Origin of the sequence: Flavobacterium sp. JLP (assembly GCF_015350755.1) — a bacterium.
Taxonomy (GTDB): Bacteria; Bacteroidota; Bacteroidia; order Flavobacteriales; family Flavobacteriaceae; genus Flavobacterium.
Genome location: NZ_JADKPS010000005.1, coordinates 315,993 through 339,163, shown reverse-complemented (window position 1 = coordinate 339,163; position 23,171 = coordinate 315,993). Strand labels below are relative to the sequence as shown.

At 32.0% G+C, this 23,171-nt stretch carries 16 protein-coding genes; 8 read left to right on the top strand and 8 right to left on the bottom strand.

Annotated elements, in window-relative coordinates; translation table 11 throughout:
* The 4 genes from IRZ83_RS14365 to IRZ83_RS14350 all read left to right on the top strand — a co-directional run.
* Positions 1-352: hypothetical protein (locus IRZ83_RS14365; protein ID WP_194569790.1), on the top strand; the 352-nt coding region annotated here is incomplete at its 5' end.
* Positions 353-489: 137 nt separating this feature from the next.
* A complete protein-coding gene (locus IRZ83_RS14360) occupies positions 490-1,935 on the top strand; it encodes a tail fiber domain-containing protein (protein WP_194569788.1) in 1,446 nt (481 codons plus the stop codon).
* A gap of 239 nt (positions 1,936-2,174) precedes the next feature.
* On the top strand, positions 2,175-2,966 hold the full coding sequence (locus tag IRZ83_RS14355; protein WP_194569786.1) for a hypothetical protein: 792 nt from the start codon (positions 2,175-2,177) through the stop codon (positions 2,964-2,966).
* Positions 2,967-3,043: 77 nt separating this feature from the next.
* Positions 3,044-4,471: a tail fiber domain-containing protein gene (locus tag IRZ83_RS14350; protein ID WP_194569783.1), complete on the top strand. Its 1,428-nt coding sequence runs from the start codon at positions 3,044-3,046 to the stop codon at positions 4,469-4,471.
* A gap of 91 nt (positions 4,472-4,562) precedes the next feature.
* On the opposite strand, the gene IRZ83_RS14345 is transcribed toward IRZ83_RS14350, so the two are convergent.
* Both IRZ83_RS14345 and IRZ83_RS14340 read right to left on the bottom strand, forming a co-directional pair.
* A complete protein-coding gene (locus IRZ83_RS14345) occupies positions 4,563-4,913 on the bottom strand; it encodes a hypothetical protein (RefSeq protein WP_029272632.1) in 351 nt (116 codons plus the stop codon).
* A 5-nt stretch (positions 4,914-4,918) separates the two neighbouring features.
* A complete protein-coding gene (locus IRZ83_RS14340; RefSeq protein WP_194569781.1) occupies positions 4,919-5,386 on the bottom strand; it encodes a Panacea domain-containing protein in 468 nt (155 codons plus the stop codon).
* A 472-nt stretch (positions 5,387-5,858) separates the two neighbouring features.
* On the opposite strand from IRZ83_RS14340, the gene IRZ83_RS14335 reads away from it, so the two are divergent.
* From IRZ83_RS14335 to IRZ83_RS14325, 3 genes are read left to right on the top strand one after another with little or no spacing between them, the layout of a single operon-like run.
* A complete protein-coding gene (locus tag IRZ83_RS14335) occupies positions 5,859-7,160 on the top strand; it encodes a gliding motility-associated C-terminal domain-containing protein (RefSeq protein WP_194569779.1) in 1,302 nt (433 codons plus the stop codon).
* A gap of 37 nt (positions 7,161-7,197) precedes the next feature.
* Positions 7,198-8,115 carry a type IX secretion system membrane protein PorP/SprF gene (locus IRZ83_RS14330; RefSeq protein WP_194569776.1) on the top strand — a complete coding sequence of 306 codons (918 nt, stop codon included), beginning with the start codon at positions 7,198-7,200 and terminating at the stop codon, positions 8,113-8,115.
* Between the two features lie 20 nt (positions 8,116-8,135).
* Complete coding sequence (locus IRZ83_RS14325; protein ID WP_194569774.1) at positions 8,136-10,091, top strand: OmpA family protein; 1,956 nt, start codon at positions 8,136-8,138, stop codon at positions 10,089-10,091.
* Positions 10,092-10,245: 154 nt separating this feature from the next.
* On the opposite strand, the gene IRZ83_RS14320 is transcribed toward IRZ83_RS14325, so the two are convergent.
* Positions 10,246-11,238, bottom strand: a complete 993-nt coding sequence (locus IRZ83_RS14320; protein ID WP_194569772.1) for a helix-turn-helix domain-containing protein — start codon at positions 11,236-11,238, stop codon at positions 10,246-10,248.
* A gap of 45 nt (positions 11,239-11,283) precedes the next feature.
* The gene (locus IRZ83_RS14315) at positions 11,284-12,264 is read right to left on the bottom strand and encodes a helix-turn-helix transcriptional regulator (protein ID WP_194569770.1); all 981 of its coding nucleotides are present in this window, start codon (positions 12,262-12,264) and stop codon (positions 11,284-11,286) included.
* A gap of 1,386 nt (positions 12,265-13,650) precedes the next feature.
* Here IRZ83_RS14315 and IRZ83_RS14310 point away from each other — a divergent pair.
* Entirely contained in the window at positions 13,651-14,100 is a 450-nt protein-coding gene (locus IRZ83_RS14310; RefSeq protein WP_194569768.1) for a hypothetical protein, read from the top strand.
* A gap of 124 nt (positions 14,101-14,224) precedes the next feature.
* On the opposite strand, the gene IRZ83_RS14305 is transcribed toward IRZ83_RS14310, so the two are convergent.
* From IRZ83_RS14305 to IRZ83_RS14290, 4 genes are read right to left on the bottom strand one after another with little or no spacing between them, the layout of a single operon-like run.
* A complete protein-coding gene (locus tag IRZ83_RS14305; RefSeq protein ID WP_194569766.1) occupies positions 14,225-16,027 on the bottom strand; it encodes an alpha/beta hydrolase fold domain-containing protein in 1,803 nt (600 codons plus the stop codon).
* A complete protein-coding gene (locus IRZ83_RS14300) occupies positions 16,011-18,977 on the bottom strand; it encodes a glycoside hydrolase family 2 protein (RefSeq protein WP_194569764.1) in 2,967 nt (988 codons plus the stop codon). Before IRZ83_RS14300 ends, IRZ83_RS14305 begins: the two co-directional genes overlap by 17 nt.
* The gene (locus tag IRZ83_RS14295; protein WP_194569762.1) at positions 18,977-20,101 is read right to left on the bottom strand and encodes a glycoside hydrolase family 88 protein; all 1,125 of its coding nucleotides are present in this window, start codon (positions 20,099-20,101) and stop codon (positions 18,977-18,979) included. The genes IRZ83_RS14300 and IRZ83_RS14295 overlap by 1 nt, the downstream gene beginning before the upstream one ends.
* A 23-nt stretch (positions 20,102-20,124) precedes the next feature.
* Positions 20,125-22,920, bottom strand: a complete 2,796-nt coding sequence (locus IRZ83_RS14290; RefSeq protein ID WP_194569760.1) for a glycosyl hydrolase — start codon at positions 22,918-22,920, stop codon at positions 20,125-20,127.
* Positions 22,921-23,171 lie beyond the last annotated feature (251 nt).

The following is a 23,171-nucleotide window of genomic DNA, read 5'->3' as shown; positions in this document are numbered from 1 at the left end:
CGATAAAGATTCTTTAAAAGGAGAAAAAGGTATTGATGGTATTGGCGGTAAAACAATGGAAGGAACAAACATTAAGATTACAGGCGATGGCACGGTTGCAAATCCGTATGTTGTAAATGCAGTACTTCCTCAACAAGTAATAGAAGAATTTATAGCTAATGCAGGTCAATCTAGTTTTACATTATCAGACACGCCTTCTGCTTTGTCAAAAGTGAAATTATATATAAATGGAGTCCGTATCGATAAAGATGCAATTTCTGTAAGCGGTAAAGTAGTTACTTACAATCCTGGAAATAATGGCTCGTATACATTAATGGCAAATGACAATTTAATAATTGATTATTCAAAATAAAATCAGAGTTTTTGAAGCTACGTATTCTTGTGTATAAGAATGCGTAGTTTTCAAATAAGTAAATTATAAATTTTTAATAATAATATGGTTGTAAATCATAGAAACATAGTGACTTAAATATGAAAAAAATAATATGTATGCTGTTATTAATTCAATCTGGATTTATTATGGCACAAACATCTGAAACGGTTGTTACTCCAAATGGAAAAAAAGTAACTTTTTATCCAGGTGCCCCTGGTGCAGCAAATAACGGTTTAACCATTACAAACGGTACTGTTCAGTTTGGAGGAAGTTTAATACAGCCTTCAGTTTTAACGACTACAGCAAGCAATACTTTAGCAATTACAGGATTGCAAACAGGTGCATTAACAGATCAAATTCTATCAATGGATGCTAATGGTGTATTACGTAAAATAGTTAATAATAGTTGGAACATCAATGGTAATACAGGTACAACTGCTGGAACAAATTTTATAGGTACAACTGATGATCAGGATTTGGTTTTTAAAAGAAATGGATTTGAGAGTGGAAGAATCGGTTTACTTAACACTTCTTTTGGATATAATTCATCAGTTGCAAATACAGGAAAATATGCAGTAGCTTTCGGAATAAATGCTCTAGAAAATAATACAGGTAGCTATTGTGTAGGAATTGGTTACAATGTACTTAAAGTAAATACGGCTTCTAATAATATAGCGGTGGGTTACAATGTTCTTATGAGTAATACTACAGGAAATTCAAATGTAGGTTTTGGTACGCATACTCTTGCTAGTAATACAATAGGTTCTGAGAATGTTGGAATAGGTCTGCAAGCGCTTCAGGTAAATAATACTGGAAGTGATAATGTTGCAATAGGATTATCTGCACTTAATGCCAATTTAAGTGGAAATCAGAATATTGCTATAGGGTTTGCACTTGCGAAATCTGAAACTACCAGTTTTAATATCGCATTGGGAGCAGCGGCGTTAGGCGGTTTAACCAGAGGGAACAATAATATTGCTATTGGAATGGAAGCAGGGGGATATTATGGTGTGGAGAATAGTATACAGATACTTACTTCATTAAAAAATTCTGTTGTGATAGGTAATAAAGCTTATCCTCAGAAAGATAATGATGAAAATGAAATCGTTATTGGTCATGATAGCAGAGGACGAGGTTCAAATACAGTACAAATAGGAAATGATCAGATGACAAGCATTGGAGGTCAGGTGGCGTGGTCAAACCCTTCAGATGTTCGTTTAAAGAAGGATATCGTAAAGAGTAATTTTGGTCTAAATTTCATCACTAAATTACGTCCGGTAACATACAAAATGAAAGCAGGAGTTACAGGTTTACAGTCAGGGTTCATTGCTCAGGAAGTTGAGTCAGCAGCAAATGATATTGGATATGAATTTAGTGGGGTAGTTAAGCCACAAAGTGATAAAGATTTTTATAGCCTCCGTTACTCTGAATTTGTAGTACCATTAGTAAAGGCAGTGCAAGAACAGCAAACTCAAATTGAGAAACAACAAACTCAAATTGAACAGCAACAAAAAGATATTCAGGAGTTAAAAGAACTTGTGCAAAAATTGTTGAACAAATAAGATTACTAATTATCTTTTTTACACAGGCAAATAATAGAGCCCAACTGCAACTTGCAGTGGGCTTTTTTGCTTACATAAAAAAAAGTCTTAATCTAATAGAATTAAAACTTTCAGGAGTAAATAAGTTTTCATAACTGAAAGAAATTTGCACCGTCAAAAAAACAGCAAATGGCTTATGGACAGGCTTTGTAAATCTTATTTATTGATTTTCATAGCTTTTAATTGAATAAAAAGAAATAATGAAGAATAAATTTTTACCACTACTTTTAGTTTTAAGTGGATACGTAGGGTATTCCCAAGTTGGTATTGGGACACTTAAGCCAGATAAATCAGCACAATTAGAAGTCATCGCTTCAGATAAAGGGATATTGATTTCGCGAGTTCCTTTAACGAGCTCAACAGATGCAACTACAATCAAAAACGGAAATGTAAATAGCTTGCTGGTATTTAATACTGCGACCGCTTCTGATATTCAACCAGGATATTATTACTGGTATATTGATAAATGGCATCGAATTGCAGTTTCTGATGAAGCGGCAAAATGTTGTGGAGCAACTGGTGGAGATGGGCCTCCGGGTGATAAAGGAGAACCAGGTTATCCAGGAGAAGATATTCTTATATATACAGATAATTCATCAGGTGATGTATATGTTCAAAATCCAGATGGGACCTGGGCTAAAATCAATGGAAAGGACGGTAAAGATGGTAAAGATGGTGCTGTTGGCGTAGCTGGAGGTAATGGTGCTCCTGGAAATAAAGGTCAAGACGGTTACCCAGGTCAGAATATTAATATTTACACTGATAAGGAAACTAATACAGTTTATATACAAAACTCTGATGGAACTTTCACGCCAATAAATGGAAAGGACGGAAAAGATGGTAAAGATGGTGCAGTTGGAGTAGCAGGCGGCAACGGTGCTCCTGGAAATAAAGGTGAAGACGGTTACCCAGGTGAGAATATTAATATTTACACCGATAAGGAAACTAATACAGTTTACATTCAAAACTCTGATGGACTTTCACTTCAATAAATGGAAAGGATGGTACTAATGGAACCAACGGGATTGATGGAAGAAATTTTAAATATGAAGATTTCACACAGGAACAATTGGAAGGTTTGAGAGGTCCCAAAGGTAATGATGGAACTAACGGAGTTGATGGGAAAAATTTCAAATATGAAGATTTCACAGAGGAACAATTAGAAGGGTTGAGAGGTCCAAAAGGTAACGATGGCGCTCAAGGAGTTCAAGGAGAAACAGGAAAGCAAGGTATTCAAGGAGAAGAAGGGAAACAAGGTCCTCAAGGTATACCAGGACAGCAAGGTGTTCAAGGTATACCAGGACAGCAAGGTGTTCAAGGTATACCAGGACAGCAAGGTTCTCAAGGTGTACCAGGAATTAATGGATTAGGTGGTAAAACAATTGAAGGTACAAATGTAACTGTAAAAGGTAAAGGAACTGAAGAGGAACCTTATGTGATTTCTTCACCTATTGAAACTGCATCTCAAACACCAAGTACTTCAATTGCTGCAGTGCCAAATGTAACTGTTGCAGTACCTTCAATAAATGTACAAGGTGCAATTGAAGATTTGGCAAAAGAAATAGTCAAAAAATGGGATGTAAGAGGAAATGCAGGAACAACGGCTGGAACGAACTTTATAGGTACTACAGATGATATGGATTTGGTTTTCAAGAGAAATAGCGTTTTAAGTGGTAGAATAGGAACCTCAGGAGGTAATACATCTTTTGGAGAAAATGCCTTAGGAAGTTCGGTAGAAGGAGATAATACAGCTTTTGGTTATGGTGCTTTAAGTAGCAATGATTCAGGAATGTTTAATGTAGCAGTTGGATTTAATGCGCTTTCTCAAGTTACTACAGGTACACAAAATGTTGCAATAGGTTATCATGCACTTGATAATGTTACACAAGAAGGTTTTAACACTGCAGTAGGCGATCAAGCACTTCATAAAATTATAGGTTCTAATAATGTGGGAATTGGTCATTTAAGTGGTGGAGGAAATGCTTATTTATCGAGTAAACAATCAGTTTTTATTGGATCATTTTCTGCACCGCACGATAATAACGAGACGAATCAGATTGTTATTGGGTATAACACTATTGGTAGAGGTTCAAATACAGTACAAATAGGAAATAGTTCAATGACAAGTATTGGTGGAGCTGTGGAGTGGTCGATAGGGTCAGATTTTCGTTTGAAAAAAGACATCGTTACCAGTACTTATGGTTTAAACTTTATCAATAAACTACGTCCAGTAACTTATAAAATGAAAACAGGTCCTACAGAATTACAATCAGGTTTCATAGCTCAGGAAGTAGAAGCTGCTGCAAATAGTATTGGATATGAATTTAATGGTATTGTTAAACCGCAAAGCGAGAATGATTTTTATAGTCTGCGATATGCAGGATTTGTAGTGCCTTTAGTAAAAGCAGTACAAGAACAACAAGCAGAAATAGTAAGTCTTAAAGAAGAAGTTGAAAACTTGAAGTTGCTGGTTCAAAAAATAATTGATAAAAAATAAATAAGTTTATTGTAAAAACAAGGAATATAAAAACCCGATTGAGCTAAACAATCGGGTTTTTTTATAGATAATTATAGCAGTAACTTAGACTTTATGTTGATTTTGCCTCGTTAAAAAGATATTTTGTGACTAAACGGAAGAAAACAAAAACATTCACTGTTGATGATCCAATCAATGTAATAATTATTTCATCAGATAAATTTAATTTTCCCATTCCTTTCCAAATCAATATAAATAATATTGCAATACACCAAAGGCAGGTAAAGCTAAAAATATATTCAGCATAATTTTTCCGTTCGACCATATTCTGATCAGAATTTTTTATTTCCTGAATATGTTTTTCATATGACATATATTCAGCAATAGATACTGGACTTGTTGGAGCTGCTGTAGCATCATCTAGTAAATTATTAAGATTAAAACCTGAAACGTTTGCTGCCATGCTTCTTATAATTGTTCTTGTTGTTCTATGAATCTCTGAAAATATTCAGCAATAGACTCGTTTGAAATATAATCGTCATTATTGTTTCTTGCATTTGCCCAAGGAGACTCAGGAAGGTGGGTCCAGTTGGATAGTTGAATGGCATTAAGATTTTGAGCCACCTGTAAAGCGAAGTTGATAGCCTCATTGGCAGTGGCATCAAATTCCTTATCCAGGTTCATAGTATATGCAATCGGAATTTTTCTAATATCCGTATTACCATATTCTTTAAATTCATGATATACTGATTTTATTACAGGTCCGTATGGCCATACTTCAATAGGTTCATTGAATAATGGCTTACCTTTTTTTGCAAGATATAGCCCATTTGCAATGAAAAGAAGCTTTTGAAGCGACATGTTAGAAATTCCTATGTTTTGCTCTTTTGCACGTTTTAGAATTTCGCCTGCTAAAAATAAAGCTGATTGTGACACATTTAGAAATTTAGGTATCAGCAAATATTTATGTTTTGCTGATTATATTTAATGATAAAATTAATCAATTTAACATGTTATTCAGCATTTAAGCAAAAAAAAGTGATGTCACTCGTTTTTTTTGTGAGTATTTACTTATTAGTCATTTTTTTTATTTGTTATAAATAGTTTAACTAATCTTCTCCTAAAATATTTCTTAGTAAAATTTCATAGGCATACATTCTGTAATATATAGATATGTCTTAATCTATAAGTTTAAAAACTTTTACAGGCTAAAAATTGATATTGATAATCAGAACTTTGCGCCGTTTAATTGTTGTGAAATCAATAAATAAATGATGTGGTAAAGCAGAATTGATTTAACCCTATTATGATATAGCAATAACTTTTAAGGGAGGGGTAAATTTTATTGATCAATTAATTTTACGGCCTAATTCAAAGTGTAATTTATATAATAAATATATGCCTATTTATGAAAAATAAAAATTTATATAATGTGAAACTGCCAGCTTTTAGAATGGCAAGTAAAAAATGTTCTTATTGTGCATTAGGTCTTTTTGCCGGCTTATTTTCTTCTTATAAAGTAAATGCTCAAATGGTTAATAATGGTGATGTGAAAGTAGACAATAATACAATATTGTCTATCTACATGGATTATGAAAATGCATCTTCAGGAAAATTTATTAATGACGGTGAGGTTTACGTTTTTCAAAATTGGAAAAATGAGGGAGTAGTTGGTTATAATACTGCAGCAAACGGTAAAACCTTTTTTATAGGTGAGCAAGATCAAATTTTAGAGGGTGGACAACCATCAGGTTTTCAAAATATAATTTTTAACAATTTGAACTCTCCAATTCCATTTCATTTAGCTACAACTTTTTCTGTCAATAAAGAAGCGGATTTTAAGAAAGGAATTGTTGATGCTGATGATTATGATGGTTTGGTAGTTTTTAATGAAAACGCTGTTCATAAAAATACAGGAGACCAGAGTTTTGTTGATGGAAAAGTACAAAAAAAAGGACAGAAAATGTTTGAATTCCCAGTGGGTGATGGCCAATTTTATAGACCATCGGTACATGCGGCTAATTCTTCTGTGAATAATCTGTATACAACACAATATTTTAATAAAAATTCAGGAAATCAATATCCTCATACAAGTAAAGAATCAGGAATTCAACTTATAAATGATAAAGAATATTGGGAAGTAAGACAGAATGAAGGAGATGAAAAAATTGTTTTGAGTCTTACTCTAGATACAGATACTACACCTTCTGACTTTTTCACACAAACTTCAGGAACAGAGTTAGCAATTGTACGTTGGGATGAAACAACATCAAAATGGGTTAGAGAAGGGGGTGTTTTGAGTAATGAGATAACCGGAGAAACATACTCACATTTGTTGACTGGTCCAGTAAAAGGATATGGCATTTTTACAATGGCAATTGTTACTAAAAAGAATACAGATAAAGATGATTTGATTGTGTATAATGCAATTACGCCAAATGGAGATGGAATAAATGATAGTTTCCATATAGAAGGTATAAATAAATATCCTGAAAATAAAGTTGAAATATACAACAGATGGGGTGTAAAAGTATATGAAGCTAATTCATATAATGAAACTGACGTAATGTTCAGAGGATATTCAGATGGACGCGTAACTATTAACAGAGGTGACAAACTTCCTACGGGAACTTATTTCTACATATTAAGCTATAAAAAAGAAACTAAAATGGTTGAAAAATCAGGATATCTGTACATCAACAATCAATAATCTTAGAATTTAAGAATCAAAAATTAATTTAGAACTAATGAAAAATATTTTTTGTCTGGCAGCAATATTGTTGCTAGGGATTTCTAGTGCCTCAGCGCAACAAGAATCTCAATATTCGCAATACATGTACAATACAATGACATTCAATCCGGCTTATACTGGTTCGAGCGGTGTTATTAGTGCTATGGGATTGTATAGAACACAATGGGTTGGATTAGATGGCGCTCCAAAAACAATGAATTTTTCGATTCAAAGTCCTCTAGGATATCATGGTAATGGAATTGGTTTAAACGTAGTGAGTGATCAAATCGGGCCATCAAAAACTACAGAAGTTACAGCAAGTTATGCTTATACATTGATTTTAGGTCAGAACGATTGGAAAATGTCTTTCGGTATATCAGGGGGTATTGAAAATTTTAAAGTTGATTATGATAAGCTAAATCGTGAATCTCCTGATCAATATTTAACTGGTTCCCCATCTGAATTTTCACCAAATGTAGGTGCGGGTGTTTATGCTTATAATGATAATTGGTATGTTGGAATATCAGTTCCTAAATTATTAAAAACAAGTTATTACAGTGATGTCGCTTCATCGGTATACAGTAAGGAATCACATTTTTATGTAATGGGAGGATATGTATTCGATCTTAATCCAAATTTAAAATTTAAGCCGGCCGCATTATTAAAAGTAGTTCCTGGTGCACCAGTAGCTGTTGATTTATCAGCAAACTTTTTAATTAATGAGAAATTCACTCTTGGAGCTGGATACCGTTGGGATGCTGCAGTAAGCGCTTTAGCTGGTTTTCAAGTTACAAATGATTTAATGGTAGGTTATGGTTATGATTATGACACAACAAAACTGGGACATTATAATTCGGGATCGCATGAAATTTTCTTAAGATTTGATTTATTCAATAAATCTGACAAACGATTGATTAATCCAAGATTCTTTTAATAATGAAGATAAATATACTCATGAAAAAATACATATTACTTTTTATAATATTGTTTAGTATACATAATACGTATTCGCAAAACAAATTAATTAATCAGGCAGAAAAAGATTACGATCAATATGCATTTGTAAGTGCAAGTGAATTGTATAATAAACTTATTGAAAAAAAATATGGTTCACCGGCACTTTATTCAAAATTGGGGGAGGCTTACTTTTTAAATGGCGAATATGGTAATGCCTTAAAAGCATATGATCAGATGTATAAAACTAAAGATAATTTTGTTATTCCTAATATACAATTACTTAGATATGCACAAACGCTAAAGTCTAATGGACAGTATGATGATGCAGCAAAAATTATCAGAATATACAATGCAAGGTCAGGAAATACTTCTATTTCAGCAAGTACGGATTATTTGCAAGATTTATTGAATAATTCAAATCCTTTTACAATTAAGCCAGTAAGTATAAACTCTCAGGTTTCTGATTATGGACCTGCTTTTTATAAAGACAATAAAGTCATTTTTACTTCTGCAAGAGATACAAATGTTGTTAAAAAATATATTGACAAATGGAATGGAAAACCATTTTTTAAATTGTATGAAGCAACGATGACTGATGACGGAGATCTTACAGATGCTAAAAAAATTAGTGGAAAAATAAATTCAGTTTACCACCAGTCAACTCCTGTAATTACAAAAGATGGAAATCAAATCTATTTCACCAGAAGTAATTATTTAGGCGGTAAATTTGGAAAAGATGATACAAATACAAACCGTCTTAAAATCTACAGAGCAACTTTGCACAATGGTAATTGGACTAATATTGAAGATTTAAGTATTAATGATAAATCTTTTTCGAATGCACACCCAGCATTAAGTGCAGATGGTAAAACTTTAATCTTTGCTTCTGACAGACCTGGTACTTTAGGACAGACTGATCTATATGAGGTAGAGATAAAACAAGACGGTACTTTTGGAGAACCAAGAAACTTAGGTCCATCAATAAATACAGCTGGAAGAGAAACTTTCCCATTTGTATCTAAAACAGGAGAGTTTTATTTTGCATCTGACGGACATCCTGGATTAGGTGGACTTGATGTTTTTGAGGGAATTAAACAAAAAGATAATTCTTATAAAGTAGTAAATGTTGGCCAGCCAATTAATACTACAGAAGATGATTTTGGTTATATTGTTAACCCAGATACTCATAAAGGTTTTTTTGCTTCAAACAGAACTTCAAAAGATCAGATATATAGCTTTACTGAACTTCATAATACTATAAAGTATGAAATACTTGTATACGGAAAAGTATATGACAAAAAACATAGTGAATTACTTCCAAAAGTTAAGATCACTGTTTATGATAAAAATCAGAATAAGTTAGATGATTTTTATACTGATAATGCAGGAGAGTATTTATTGAAAGTTCCAGTAGGGGACTATTATTTGACTTATGATAAAACGGGATATTATCAAGAGAAACAAGATCTTCATATAGCTGAAGAACAGAGGAATCAGACAATTGAAATAAATAAATATTTGATTAGTGATCCGAATGCGAATTCCCTTATTTCAGAAGATAACAAAACTATAACAGATAATGGCGATCTAACAAAACAGCTGGACTTAAAGCCAATTTATTTTGATTTTAATGGTGATAAAATTAAACCTATTTCTGAGATCGAACTAAATAAAGTACTTCAGGTATTAAAAGATTATCCAAATATTTCTGTTGATATTAGATCACACACTGATAGCCGTGGTAATGCTGATTACAATCTAAAATTATCTGACAGAAGAGCAAAATCAACAGTTAAATATCTCTTGAGCAAAGGTGTAAGAGCAGATAGAATTACTGGCAAAGGATATGGAGAAAGTCAATTAATTAATAAATGTGCTGATGGTGTTAAATGTTCTGAAGAAGAACATCAGCTTAACAGACGTTCTGAATTTATTATTAATTTCAATAAATAATTTCGTGAATATCACGAAAGTATAAATAAAATAAAAGGGTATCATTTCTGATACCCTTTTATTTTATAATAATTACTCATGCATTTAGCATTAATTCTGATAATTAAGAGTTTAATAAATATTTTACCTTAACTTTTAAGTTATATAAATATACTTATGATAATTTTTTTACGAAATCTTCTGAAGGCTTTCTTTTAAAAAGGGCATAATACTTTGAGCTAAAATAAGTTAGCTTATTATAATTTAATTCATAGATTATTTCTGTTAATGTATTAAATTTTCCACTTTGTAGTAGATTCTTAGCAAGCCTCATTTTTTCTACAATAAATAAGTTATTTGGCGTATCCTTGAAATATTTCTTAAATAACATTTTATATTTTGAATCAGACATACCCGCTAAAGCTGATAAAAATGCTATCGAAGGAAATGGACCATATAAGTTATCAAGAAGATAGTTTTTTGTTTTGGTTATTGCTTCAATTTCAACATCAGTGATTTCATTTTGAGCAGTATCAATATTATAGAATTTATTAAAAAAATTCCCTAATAATTTTAATGAAACCCCTTTTAAAAATGAATCAAATGATAAATCATAAATAGATTTGCTTTTAATGGCTTGAATGAGCAAAAGACTATTACTATCAATATTGCCATAATGATAAAGTGTGTTTTGTGTTGACTTGCCTTTATTTTTTGTTATTTCTTTACTAGGATACTTTTCTGTAAAATCGTTTAATAAATTTTTATCGACTAAAATCCGTAAAGCAATTGTTCTTTCATTAACAGCTGGTTTAAATGAACTTTCCAGTTTATTATCGATGATAGCAAGATCTAATTTGTCAAAAGAACCAATCTCATAGTCTTTATTATTGATTTTGATTAAATTGACATGTTCACTTAAATCATAATGAAAAATATATAAATAGTGATCAGATTTTAGCCTGGTTATTTTAACAGGAGTATTAAATTCAATGTCAAAAAACAATGCAGAAATACCAGATGTAATTTGAGTAAAATAAGTATGTCCTCGGCCTATATTTTCGGGCACAACAATTATTTTATCATCTACTACTTTCGTTCCCATTTCTTCAGCAAGTTGATTTTGCCACTCGGGACCTAAACTATAAAAATGTGTAATTTTTTTCATAAAGGAGATTAGTTATTATTACTACATTCTGATGTTTGGCATTAATTACAATTGTTTAATAAAAGTTTTTGGAGATAATCCGAAATGCTGTTTAAACTTTGAAGCAAAATAGGAGTTATTAGTAAAATGGAGCTTATATGATATCTCCGAAATAGACAATTGTTTTTTTTCCAAAAGATTTTTGGCTAATAGCAATTTATTATCCATAAAAAAGACGTTTGGTGTGATACCGGTAATTTTTCTAAATAAATTTTTAAATTTTGATTCAGACATATTTGCCATACTCGCCATCATTTTAATACTTGGAAAATGACCTTCAACATTATCAATTAAATACATTTGTATATTAATAATATTAGCAAGATCAGTTTCGTTGACCGTTTGAATAATTATACGGTTGCTGGCTATTTTTTTTAAATAATTTGAGATTAGCAAGTGTACAGTTCCAACTAAATTTAAATTAAACACAGATCCTCCAGTTTTTAGTTTTCTTAAGTCGTCTAAAAGATGAAAGCTTTCGTTACTCATTCTGTCGAATCGCACAATAGTATTTTTTGATGGATCAACCATCCTATTCATATTATGAAATTGAATGTTGTTTTTCTTTGCATATTCTTCGATATTGCTCCTTTTTATAAAGATACATAGTGCAAATGTTTTGCTTCCATTTTTAACTTTATAACTAGATTCTAAATTTCCATCAATGACTGCCAAATTATATTGCCATCTTCCAAAATTATAAGTGAAATCAGTACTGGAAACACTAGCTTCTCCATCGGTAAGATTATAGTATATTCCTACGAAATCTTTGTTTTCGTTTCTCTGTATTAAATGAAAGGTCTTTTTATATTCTACATTAATATAATAGGCAATAATACCGTCTCCACAATCATAAAAATATCTTGTTCCGGACTGTAAATCTTCTGGAATAATTATGAAATTGCCTTCAACTTTTCCTCCGAACTGTTTAGCAAAGGGCTCTACCCAATTTAAATCTGCGCTGTAAGAATGATGAATTGTTTTCAATGGCATAATGAATTTAATATATAAAGTTAATAATTTTTAAGTTAATTTATTGATTATATGTTTGTTAGTGTTTTTTCTTTGCTAAGAATAACCTTTTAGTAATTAAATGGAATTACAAAAAACAATCTAAAAAGAAAATATTTTAGGCAATTGAGATTTAATTTTTACCTTAAAAAACACACTTAAAAAAAGTAAGAAATTATTTATATTTATTTTAAATTAAATTCAAAAGTAACTAAATATTTTAGTTAAGATTGTAAAATAATAAGTTTATTTAACTATTTGAAAACAAAATAAATAGTATTGTTTTTTAAGCCTTTTTCTGATATTTTTTTGTCTTATTAAGGGATTTTTATAATTTTTTTTGATGCACAAAAAAGATGAAAAGTTTGAAGGAATATTTCTTATTTATTGTTTTCAAAAACAGCCATGTGTTTTTTACATCCATTCTTATAAAAAGTCTTATTCTGATATTTAATTGACGTATCTGCTAGAAAGATAAACTGTGGTTGTATTAATTTTGAACTGTTGGAAGATTAATCTATCTAATTTTTCAGAAGGTTCAAATAAATAAATATCACATACAAAATGGACAGTATAAATAACTTTTCCTTGGAGTTTGAATTGAATGTTGTTGAAATAAGGAAATTAAATAAAATGTATTTTAAAAATTTATACAAAGAAAGAGTTAGCATATTTTTTAGTCTTCTTTTATTTTTTTCTATTGTCTATGATTTTTTCAACTTAACTACTGGTAATGATTTTACAATATGGATTATAAGAAATTTATTTGTTATAATATTCTTTCTAATATTTCAATATTCACTTGTAAATACAATTTGTAGGCTTATTTTCAGGTTGTTAAAAAAAATATCCAAGTTTGAAAGCATTATTGGGAAATACAAACTTAATTTTAATAACACTGTAATAAATGTACATTCACCACTAGGTGAAATAACTCATAAATGGATTAAAATTGAAAAGGCGATTTTGACTAAAGATTTTTTCTTTCTGTATGTAAAAGAAAGAAATGGATATATAATTTCAATTTCTAACAAATATAATGATGAAAGAAATATGGAAAAACTGCTAACTTTTGTAGAAAGTAACGTAACTCCTATTATAAAAGTTTGATCAAATAATTCATTATCCTGCTAAAATTTATTAAATATAATATTGAAAGATAGGTATTAAAAGGGTTTTAAATTATTGATATACATTGTTTTGCGTCTCATAAAAAACCTTATTTTAACTGTTTCATGTCTTATCAAGTTACTCAAAGCAAAAATTGTAAAATACCTTTGCCCGGTTTTTAAGCGCTAAGTTTTTAAATAAACTAAGTGCTTTGATTTAAAGTATATTAACAAGAACAATTTTAATTGAATAATGGAAAAGGAAAAGGTTTTAGTGCGGGATAATAAAGGGTTTTTCTTAAAAATGTTTAAAAAAAAGTTTAAAGATGAATTTGATTTCTTTGAAAGCTCTTTTTTATTGGAAAATGAAAATAATTCTAAAGATTATGATCGTTCTATATTTGTTGTTTATGATAAATTTGAAATGATTGAATATCTAAAATTAGATAAAAAAGAAGCAAATGTTTTAGTTTGTCTTTTTAACAAGCAGTTGTATAATAGTTTAAGTTTTTTAGAGGAAGTTAAAAACTTAATTTTATTAGATAGCTCAAAAACACGATCACAAATTATTAGTGATTTAAAGCAACATTTTAAAATGACTTTAAATTTGAATAAGATAACATTGGAATCAAGACTTCAAAATACTCCAATTCTCCCAACACAATTTGATAATTTTTATAAAGCTTTATTTTTTTTAATGTAGTTTGATTTATAGTAATCAACTTCTTAACAGAAGTTATTACGTTAGTTTATTTTTTTTTTAAGTAGGTTATCGGTTGCTCAATAACCTACTTTTTTATTATAGTAAAATACTAATTGCTTATTGTTTACTCTTTTTTTAATATATTGATTTCATCTGCTGAAACTTTTATAACAGTTCCGTGACGTGTTCCGCTTGGAAAGCTTACTTGATCTGAAATATCTTCCCAGCCTTTTGAAGTTTGTTTTACAGCTCCATATTTCTTAAGTGTATACTTATCAAAATAAACCACCCAATTATTATCTATTTTGATTGCTGTAGGCCCTTCTGCCCAATAATTACCGGTTATTGGCTCGCTAGCTTTACTGTAAGGTCCTGTTAAATTTTTACTTATTGCAATTTTTAAATTTTTCTGTACAGGATTACGTGTTTCATCTTTTAAATACATTACAAATTCCTGATCTTGCTTTACAATTGTTGCATCAATGACGTTAAAACCTGGCTCGTAAAGCAGTTTCGTTTTAGCAAATTTTTTAAAATCTTTTGTTATTGTATAATAAATCCTATGATTATATCCTTTCTCTTCATCTGATTTTGTTTCTGGAAATTTGTCCTCAATAGTAGAAGCCCAATAAATCATATACTTTTTTGATTTTTCATCGTAAGTAATTTCGGGAGCCCAAGTATTGCGAGCCTTTTTTTCATGTTCCATTACTGGAATAAATTCCTGTTTTGACCAATGAATCAAATCTTTTGAAGAGGCATAACCAATTCCTTTATCTGTCCAGCTTACTGTCCAAACCATATGATACTGGCCATCTCCGCCTTTTATCACACAAGGATCTCTCATTAATTTATCTTTTCCTACTTCTGGAGTTAAAAATGAAGTATCATTTTTTAAGGCATTCCATTTTAAACCGTCTTCACTGTAGGCCAAATGCAAACCGTCTTCACCATTTCCTTTAAAATAAGTAAATACATAACCATCTGGACTTAAGGTATAATTATTTGCATTAAGCCATTTTTCGCATGTTTTTGGCCAAGAAGCATTAGTTCCTTTTACACCTAAACCAAAACCGTGACCGCCACTTTCATACAAATGCATTTCTGCAGAAACTTTTTCTTTTTTTAAAGCTAAATAATAATTAATACTATTTTCAACGGGAACAGCTTTATCATCTGTCGCATGAACCAAAAAGGCTTTTGGTGTTGCAGCAGTTATTTGTTTCTCATTTGAATATTTATCACTTATCTCGCTATTGGCATTTTTTCCTAATAAATTATCTTTAGAGCCTTGGTGCGTAATGCCGTCCTGCATTGAAATAACAGGATAAATCAATATCGAAAAATTGGGTTTAGCACTTGTCGTATCAGAAGGAGTATAGACTTTATCGCTGTAATGCGTAGACAAAGTTGCGGCTAAATGTCCTCCAGCAGAAAATCCCATAATACCAATTTTAGTTGGATTTAATTTCCATTTAACAGCATTTCTTCGTACTAATCGCACTGCTTCCTGTGCATCTTGCAACGGTCCTATAGTTTTGTTTTTCATGATTAAATCACTTGGGAGCCTGTATTTTAGAACAAATGCATTTATTCCTAAAGTGTTAAGCCATTCTGCAACTTTATAACCTTCTTTGTTAATAGCCAGCATTCCATAACCGCCGCCCGGGCAAATAATAACGGAAGTTCCATTCGATTTTTCAGCATTCGCAAAATAAGCTGTAAGAGTAGGTAATGTTACTTTTCTAACTCCTTCAGCAATTTCGTTTTTATGATCGATTTCTTCAGAATATCCTTTTGTTTGAATTTCATCAGGAATTTTATCCCATAATGGAATTTCCTTTTTTTGAGAAAAAGCAGGAATTGATATCCATAACATTAAAAATATTATTGCTTTTGCCTGTTTTAAACTATTTGATTTTTTCATAAAATTCTATTTCAACAATGCGTAATTGTCCAGTTGCATCAACTGATGTTTTATCTTTATATAAATCTAATTCTTTTGTTGGATCTACTTCAACAATTTTAGAAAAACTGTCTTTTTCAGTGTTAGCTCCAATCAATTCAATTGTAATTTTTTCAGCTAAAATTGGTTCCAGCGAAAGTGTAATATAACCTAAACTTTGGGTTGTATTTCCTTTAAAGACTTCTTTTCCATCGGCTAAAATTCTGATTGGATAAACTTTAGTTCTCCAGCCTGTCAGCTTAACCGTTACTTCATTTACAACTGATGGTTTTGCAAGGGTATAAGTTATCGATCCTGTGTTGATGTTTCCATCGTTTCTCCATTCTGTTAATTCATTGTCATCATAGCTTTTATAAGCATCATTATTGTTTGATGGAGACGTTGCATTTAAGATATTGACAGGAATTCTTTTTTGTGTGTAAGAAACCTTTTTAGGCGTTGATCCACGTTCTAGGTTTGAAGGTAAGCTGTTCCCAGGAAGTTGTTTCGAAAGTCCATTTGTGACTTCAGCTGCTTTTGAGTTAATAGTTAATTCAGCCGGCTTTAATGCTTTTGCCTGAGCAGAAATTTTGATTTTTCCGCCTTTTGCCAAAGACTGGATCATTACTCTGTTAATACCATTTTCAACCGGAATTTCTTTTGATAAAATATAATTTTTTGGACCTTGAGCAATTCCTCCAAGCCAAGTTGCCGGACCGTCCATAGAAAAGGAAATTAAATCATTACTTATTGGGCAGCGATTTCCGTTTTTATCAACTACCTCAACCTCAATTAAAGCAACATCAGCTCCGTCTGCTGATAAACCTTGCGGATGTGTGTTTAGTTTTAGTCTAATTTCCGAAGGATCTCCTGCAGTCGATTTAATATCTTCACTTAAAATTATTCCTTCATCATCATAACCAATTGCTTTTATAGTTCCTGATTTCCAAGTGATATTTTCGAAAGTAAATAAGAATTCACTGCTTCGTTTTCCAAAACCTTGTGAAATTCCATTCAAGAATAATTCTACTTTTGAAGCTGTTGAAACCACATAAATGTTTTTTACCACTGCGTGATTATAATTCCAATGTCCCATAATATGTGTGCGATATTTTTCAACATCTACCCAGCCATCCCACATAACTTGATGTGCCCAAAAACCGTCTTTAGGGATACGCATCGCATCGACTTCTCCGCTTGTTCTATAGTTCTCTTCACCCCGATGATGTGTATTCGAGTCAGAAAATATAATATTGACACCGCCAGAATTTACTCTTTTTCCGGTTCCGGGTCTTTCTTTGTAATAATCATACCAGCGAACAACATCTTCAATGGCATGGCGATCTTGATTGTGGTTGTAATCAGTTGCAGGATTTCCTCGGTATAAAGGGCCATCACCTTCTTTATGAAACGGTGGTGAAAATTCATCCCAATATTTGCGAAGACCTTCATCCCTAGAATATTCTGTTGCCCATAATGGTTTTTTGGCGCTTTTATTAATGTATAACATTTCTCCGCCATATTCAGCTTCTTGGCTGTCAAGCATTTCTCGAGAACCAATCGCACGGCCTCCAAAAGGGTCATATGTATCTCTCAAACTTTTCATTTCATGCATATGAGGTTCGCTTATAACTTCATTTCCACTTTCGTAAAAGATAATACTCGGATTATTACGGTTGTAAATAATGGCATCTCGCATAAGGTTTACGCGCTGTTTCCAAGTATCTCCCTGCGCATCTTTTTCGGCATCACCAGCTGGCATTGCTTGAATTAAGCCAACTCTGTCACAGGATTCGATATCTTGTTTCCAAGGTGTAACGTGCATCCATCGAACTAAATTTCCGTTGCCTTCTACAATTAATTTATTGCTGAAATCACTCAGCCAAGAAGGAACCGACATTCCAATAGCCGGCCATTCATTACTGGTTCGCTGTGCATATCCTTTAATTTGCAATACTCTGTCATTCAGCCAAAATTGACCTTCTTTAAAATCAGTTTTTCTAAAGCCTGTTTTGGTAGAAACTTCATCAATAATTTTTCCATCTACTTTTAAAATGGTTTTTACAGTATATAAATAACCGTAACCCCAGCTCCAAAAATGTAAATTATCAATTAGGCTATTTGCTTTTATGATTTTAGTTTCATTGGGCAAAATTGTAGTTTTTTCGCCTGAAAATGAAGCAATTGTTTTCCCTTCAAGATCTGCAATACTAACATTATATTCAATTGTTTTTGAAGTTTCAAATTCGTTGCGTACTTCAGTTTCTGCGTTTATAATAGCGCTTTCTTCCTGAATATTAATTTTTGTGGGATAAATATAAACTCCAGTAGTTTTTAAATTAGAATAGAGTGGAAGCGTTTGATATAATTTACTTGTAATATGCAGAAAAACATTTTTTGGAATGCCTCCGTAATTCGCATTAAAGTTAATGTTGTTCCACTGAAAGGATGCTCCAGTGGCTTGTTCTTTGTATTTCCAATCGTTATCAATTCGCAGCGCGACTAGATTTTCTTGTGGAAACGGCTTTACCAAATTTGAAATATCAAATCCAAAGGCCATGACGCCATTTTCATGAAGTCCAACCTTGTGTCCGTTTACATAAATAACGCCGGCTTGCCGAATACCTTCAAATTCCAAGAAAATTTTATGGTCTTTGATTCCTTTTGGAAGTTTGAACTTTTTGCGATACCAAACAATTCCTGTAGTCAGATGTTCGATATCTTTTTCAAAAGCCTCTTCCTGATTATAAGCATGCGGAAGCGTAACCTTTTTCCATGAATTATCATTAAAAGAAGGAGACTCAGCATTTTTTGAGTCTCCAGTTTTTAGTTTCCAATCGGAATTAAAATTGTATTTTTCTCTCTTAAATTCTTGAGAAAATAAAGCTGTATTATAAATAAATAGAGCAAAAAATAAGAGAGTCTTTTTCATTATTTCATTTTATAAATTTCTGAACCTGCCAATAAAAAACAGCCTAAACCGTAATCTTCAAAATCCGGAAATTTATCATATGATAATGGCTGTCCGTCTTTCGGTTCTTTACCTGTTGACTGTAAAAAGCCTAAAGCTCCGTTGGTATGAAGACTTTCAGTTACAAGTGCATTCCATGCTTTTTGAATCACGGGTAAATAGGTTTCTTTTTTCAAAATCCCGCTGTTTACTCCGTATGCCATTCCGTAAACAAATAGAGCTGTTCCAGATGCTTCTTTTTCACCAAAATTTGTAGGATCATGCAAGCTAACATTCCAGAATCCATCTGCTCTCTGAACAGGAACTAATGCGGTTGCCATAGCTTTTAAATCTTTTACATATTGGTCTCTGTGAGGTGCATTTTCAGGAATAATGGTAAGCACTTTTGCCAAAGCTCCAATTACCCAGCCATTACCGCGGCTCCAATAGCAGTCTTCACCATTTGGTTCTTTGTACGGCGGATCAAAATCTGCATCGCGCCACCACAATCCATCTTTAGGGTTAAATAGACCGTTGTCGCCATGTTTGTTTCGTGAATACATATACATTTGATACATTTTTTCGAAATAACGGTTGTCTTTCTCTAAAACTCCCATTTTTGCAAAAACAGGCATTCCCATCTGAATGGCATCAATCCAAGACCAATCATCTAGTTGAGGCGTATTTAAAAGCATGCTGATATTTGCTTTTGTATTTTTTAATTTTTTTGCATCTGGCTCTAAATTGTATAAATCAATATAAGTTTGAGCAGCACAATAATTATCGGCATTTCGGGTTATGTTGCCTCCGTTGAAACCCCATTTATGAAATTCTGACCAAGAATATGCATAATCATAATAGGCTTCTTTTGGGAAAATTTCGTGCAATGCCATTAATCCTTCATAATAAACGCCACGTGTCCAGATATTGCTCGGACGTTCTTTATTAGTGACAATTGTTTTTCCGGTTTCTGGCCATTTTTGCATAAAATAATCATTAGCCAAAATCATTTGTTTTAAAACTAATTTCTTATCAAATGGCTGTTGTGCGCTTGCTGTACTTGTATATAAAAAGCATATAGCGAAGATTAAAAGTAATTTTCTCATTTTTAATATCGGTTATTTAATAGTTAGTTTTGTTTTAATGGAGTGAGCGTGATAGGCCCTAGCAATCCAGATGGCATTGGGCTCCACTTTGTAGCGTCGAATTTTTTATAATCTTTATCGACCATATTTATTTCGTAGAAAATCTTCCATTCTTCGCCTTTTAATTCTTTATCGCGAATTCGGTTTGCTGATAGATTCGTAACCTGAATTTTTAAAATATTTTTTCCAGGTTTTAATTTTTCGATGTTCAATTTATAAGGAACAGACCAAGCAGTCCCAATAAATTCATTGTTTATCCAGACTTTTGCGCTTTCGCGGACATCACCTAAATTTAAACTCCAGTTATTTATTTTAGCATTCGGATTATCAAATTGAAGCGTATATGTTGCAGATCCTGAAAAAGCTTCGGCTTCTGGTCCTAATTTTGTCCATGATTCTAAATTAGAAACAGTGGCGCCAGGAGGCAATTGCGGTCCGCCTTTATCGAAATTAATTTTCCAATTTCCCTTAAGAGCGATTGATTCTGAGGTTGGTTCATAATAATTCCATTTTTTTTGAGAAGCTGTGTTTTCTGTTTTTAGAAAGTAAGATTGTCCCGGTTCTATTTTAATCTTAACCAATGTAATATTATCTGATTTTTTTACAACAGCATTTCCAAAATCTCTATTTAATGGATCAAAAATTACGACCTCTTTATTACCCACTTGAAGCGGAATGAAATCATCTATAGTTTTTGTAGTGTGATTTACTAAATAATATATTTTTTCTCCGTCAACAGTTCTTCGAGTGTATTTTAAACCTGTTTCTACAAGTGTTTCGGGGAATATTTTAGCAGCATCTAAAGCACTAAAAATATCCGAAGCCGGTTTTACTAATTCGCTGTTTGCTGTTAAAACATTTTGCAGTTCTTTTTCCTGATTTTTATAATCGTTAAAACCCGGAACCGATTCTGGAAGTCCTTCAAAAATGATATTTGCTCCGGCTTTTTTCAGTTCAATTAATTTCTTCAAAGTTGCAAGAGGCATTTTTTTAGTTTGAGGAATAACAAGTGCTTTAAAAGTTGTACCAGAAAGGCTGATTTTTCCATCTATTACTTTTGCTTCTGCAATAAAATTATCTGAGATGTAATCTACTCCATATCCTTTTTTCATCAAGTTTTTAGTAGTGTCATAAAAAGCAGTTTTATGAAGCCATTCTTGCAAAGAGTGTATTTTAAATTCGAAAAATAATGTTCCTTTTTGGTATTTGTCCCAAGTATCAAAAATAGGCCAGTAAATCAAAATTTCGTTGTCTGATTTTCCCTGTTGAAGCATTGACTGACAGTTCGCTATATAAGAGAATAGAGAAGGAGCATCTTCCCAAATACTATTATTGGAATTAAAATTTACAGAAGCGTAAAACTGCCAACCCGGCCACGCAGCTCTTGTTGGAGAATAAGTAGAACCGTGCAGAAAAATATGATTGATTCCGTTAAGCATTAAATCTTCTGCCTCGGGCTTGCATTGCGATAAAGCAGTTTTAAAATGCTCTCTCAGCCAGGTAAATGTTTCTGACGAAACTAAGTTTTTACCAGAAATATGTGCAGCAGAGGATGAAAATTTCAACATTGCAGGATCAGCATCGCCTTCGCGGATATCTTCTTTCTCGCGTCTAAAACCTGGAATATCAAATGGCATAGAGCCGAAAGTTTCGCATTCTGGAATATCTGCAGCAGCGTACAAATCGATTAAATTTCCGGGAGAGCCATGCGCCTGAAGTTTGGTTTTAAAGTTTTTAGTGTGTGCCCATTGTGTCCAATTTTTATCAAATTTATTCAAAAGCAAATCACCTATAGTCTGTCTGTAGTCACTTCGTATGCGATTTCCGATTTCATTGTCAGTCTCATTGAGTAATAATGGGAGCTGTTTTTTTAAATCATAGCCTCGTAGTTTTTGGAATTCTTCGAAAAAAGTTGGCGTAAAATCAGTTCCGTAAACTTCGTAACTGTCATTAAAAATAGCTCTTATTTTTCCTTCACGGCCTTTAAAAGCAGTATTGAAGGGTACTACATAAGCATTAAAAGCTTCTTCTGAATAATGATCTAATGTATACCCTTTTCCGCCTGGAGCAGCTCTTTTTACCTGTTGTCCGGTTTTACCGCTAAAAACAGCATATAAAGTATAATCTGTTTTTTTTGCTTTCCATTTTAATTTATTTAGCTCAAGCTGATTTGGAATAGCCACTGAAGTTCCGTCAATACCTTTATCTTTTGAATTTGTCTGATTTTTTTTCAGTTGATCTGTTAAATTGACAAAAGATCCGTCGCTTCCATATCCTACAACATATAAAAGTTCTGCTGGAATTTTTTCTTTACTGCTGTCTAGTGTTATATTTCTGTCGAAAGTTTCATTTTTTTTCAATTGGTATTTTTCTACAATTAATTTTGTAGCAGCATGAGGCAAGGTTACATGTGATCCTCCATACGGCCACCCAGTTCCCAAAACCATGTCTACCTGCATATGAAGACTATCAGATACATGAATGGTATAGTCTAGCATTTCCATCCATTTTGGAGAAAGATAATCGATGAAATTATTTTCTTCTCCTTTGACTCCATATATAGGAGTAATTTCCACGCCTCCAATTCCAGCATTATGAAAATCTAAAAGACTCTTTTTTAAGTTGGGTTTGTCAACAGCGCTCCCCATCCACCACCAGCGCGCCCATGGCTGATTTATATTAGAAGATTTTGGCCAAGGTGAATTAGTTTCCTGTGCTGCTAAATTGAAAATGCAGAAAAGAGATAATAATATAAAGTAATTTGATTTGGTCAGTCTCATTATTTATTGTTGAAGGGTGGTTAATAGTAGCTACTAATATAATGACTTCAATTAATTTTAAAATTATAGTACAGCAATTATATTCTTAGTCTTAAACGTAAAATTATAAGTACTGTCTTAAATTGCCATCCTGTAGCGTCCTGTTTAAAATTATTTTCTTAAAAATCAAATGAATAAAAAATTGTCATATTTTTTTCTCAATTCGTATTTTTCATGTAGAATAAATAGGAATTACAAAAAAAAAATTTAAT

What these genes read in the sequence shown, in the direction of transcription:
- IRZ83_RS14300 (WP_194569764.1), bottom strand. Translation starts at nt 18,977, where the DNA reads ATGAAAAAGACTCTCTTATTTTTTGCTCTATTTATTTATAATACAGCT.
- IRZ83_RS14335 (WP_194569779.1), top strand. Translation starts at nt 5,859, where the DNA reads ATGAAAAATAAAAATTTATATAATGTGAAACTGCCAGCTTTTAGAATG.
- IRZ83_RS14310 (WP_194569768.1), top strand. Translation starts at nt 13,651, where the DNA reads ATGGAAAAGGAAAAGGTTTTAGTGCGGGATAATAAAGGGTTTTTCTTA.
- IRZ83_RS14360 (WP_194569788.1), top strand. Translation starts at nt 490, where the DNA reads ATGCTGTTATTAATTCAATCTGGATTTATTATGGCACAAACATCTGAA.
- IRZ83_RS14325 (WP_194569774.1), top strand. Translation starts at nt 8,136, where the DNA reads ATGAAAAAATACATATTACTTTTTATAATATTGTTTAGTATACATAAT.
- IRZ83_RS14290 (WP_194569760.1), bottom strand. Translation starts at nt 22,920, where the DNA reads ATGAGACTGACCAAATCAAATTACTTTATATTATTATCTCTTTTCTGC.
- IRZ83_RS14320 (WP_194569772.1), bottom strand. Translation starts at nt 11,238, where the DNA reads ATGAAAAAAATTACACATTTTTATAGTTTAGGTCCCGAGTGGCAAAAT.
- IRZ83_RS14355 (WP_194569786.1), top strand. Translation starts at nt 2,175, where the DNA reads ATGAAGAATAAATTTTTACCACTACTTTTAGTTTTAAGTGGATACGTA.
- IRZ83_RS14305 (WP_194569766.1), bottom strand. Translation starts at nt 16,027, where the DNA reads ATGAAAAAATCAAATAGTTTAAAACAGGCAAAAGCAATAATATTTTTA.
- IRZ83_RS14295 (WP_194569762.1), bottom strand. Translation starts at nt 20,101, where the DNA reads ATGAGAAAATTACTTTTAATCTTCGCTATATGCTTTTTATATACAAGT.
- IRZ83_RS14345 (WP_029272632.1), bottom strand. Translation starts at nt 4,913, where the DNA reads ATGGCAGCAAACGTTTCAGGTTTTAATCTTAATAATTTACTAGATGAT.
- IRZ83_RS14330 (WP_194569776.1), top strand. Translation starts at nt 7,198, where the DNA reads ATGAAAAATATTTTTTGTCTGGCAGCAATATTGTTGCTAGGGATTTCT.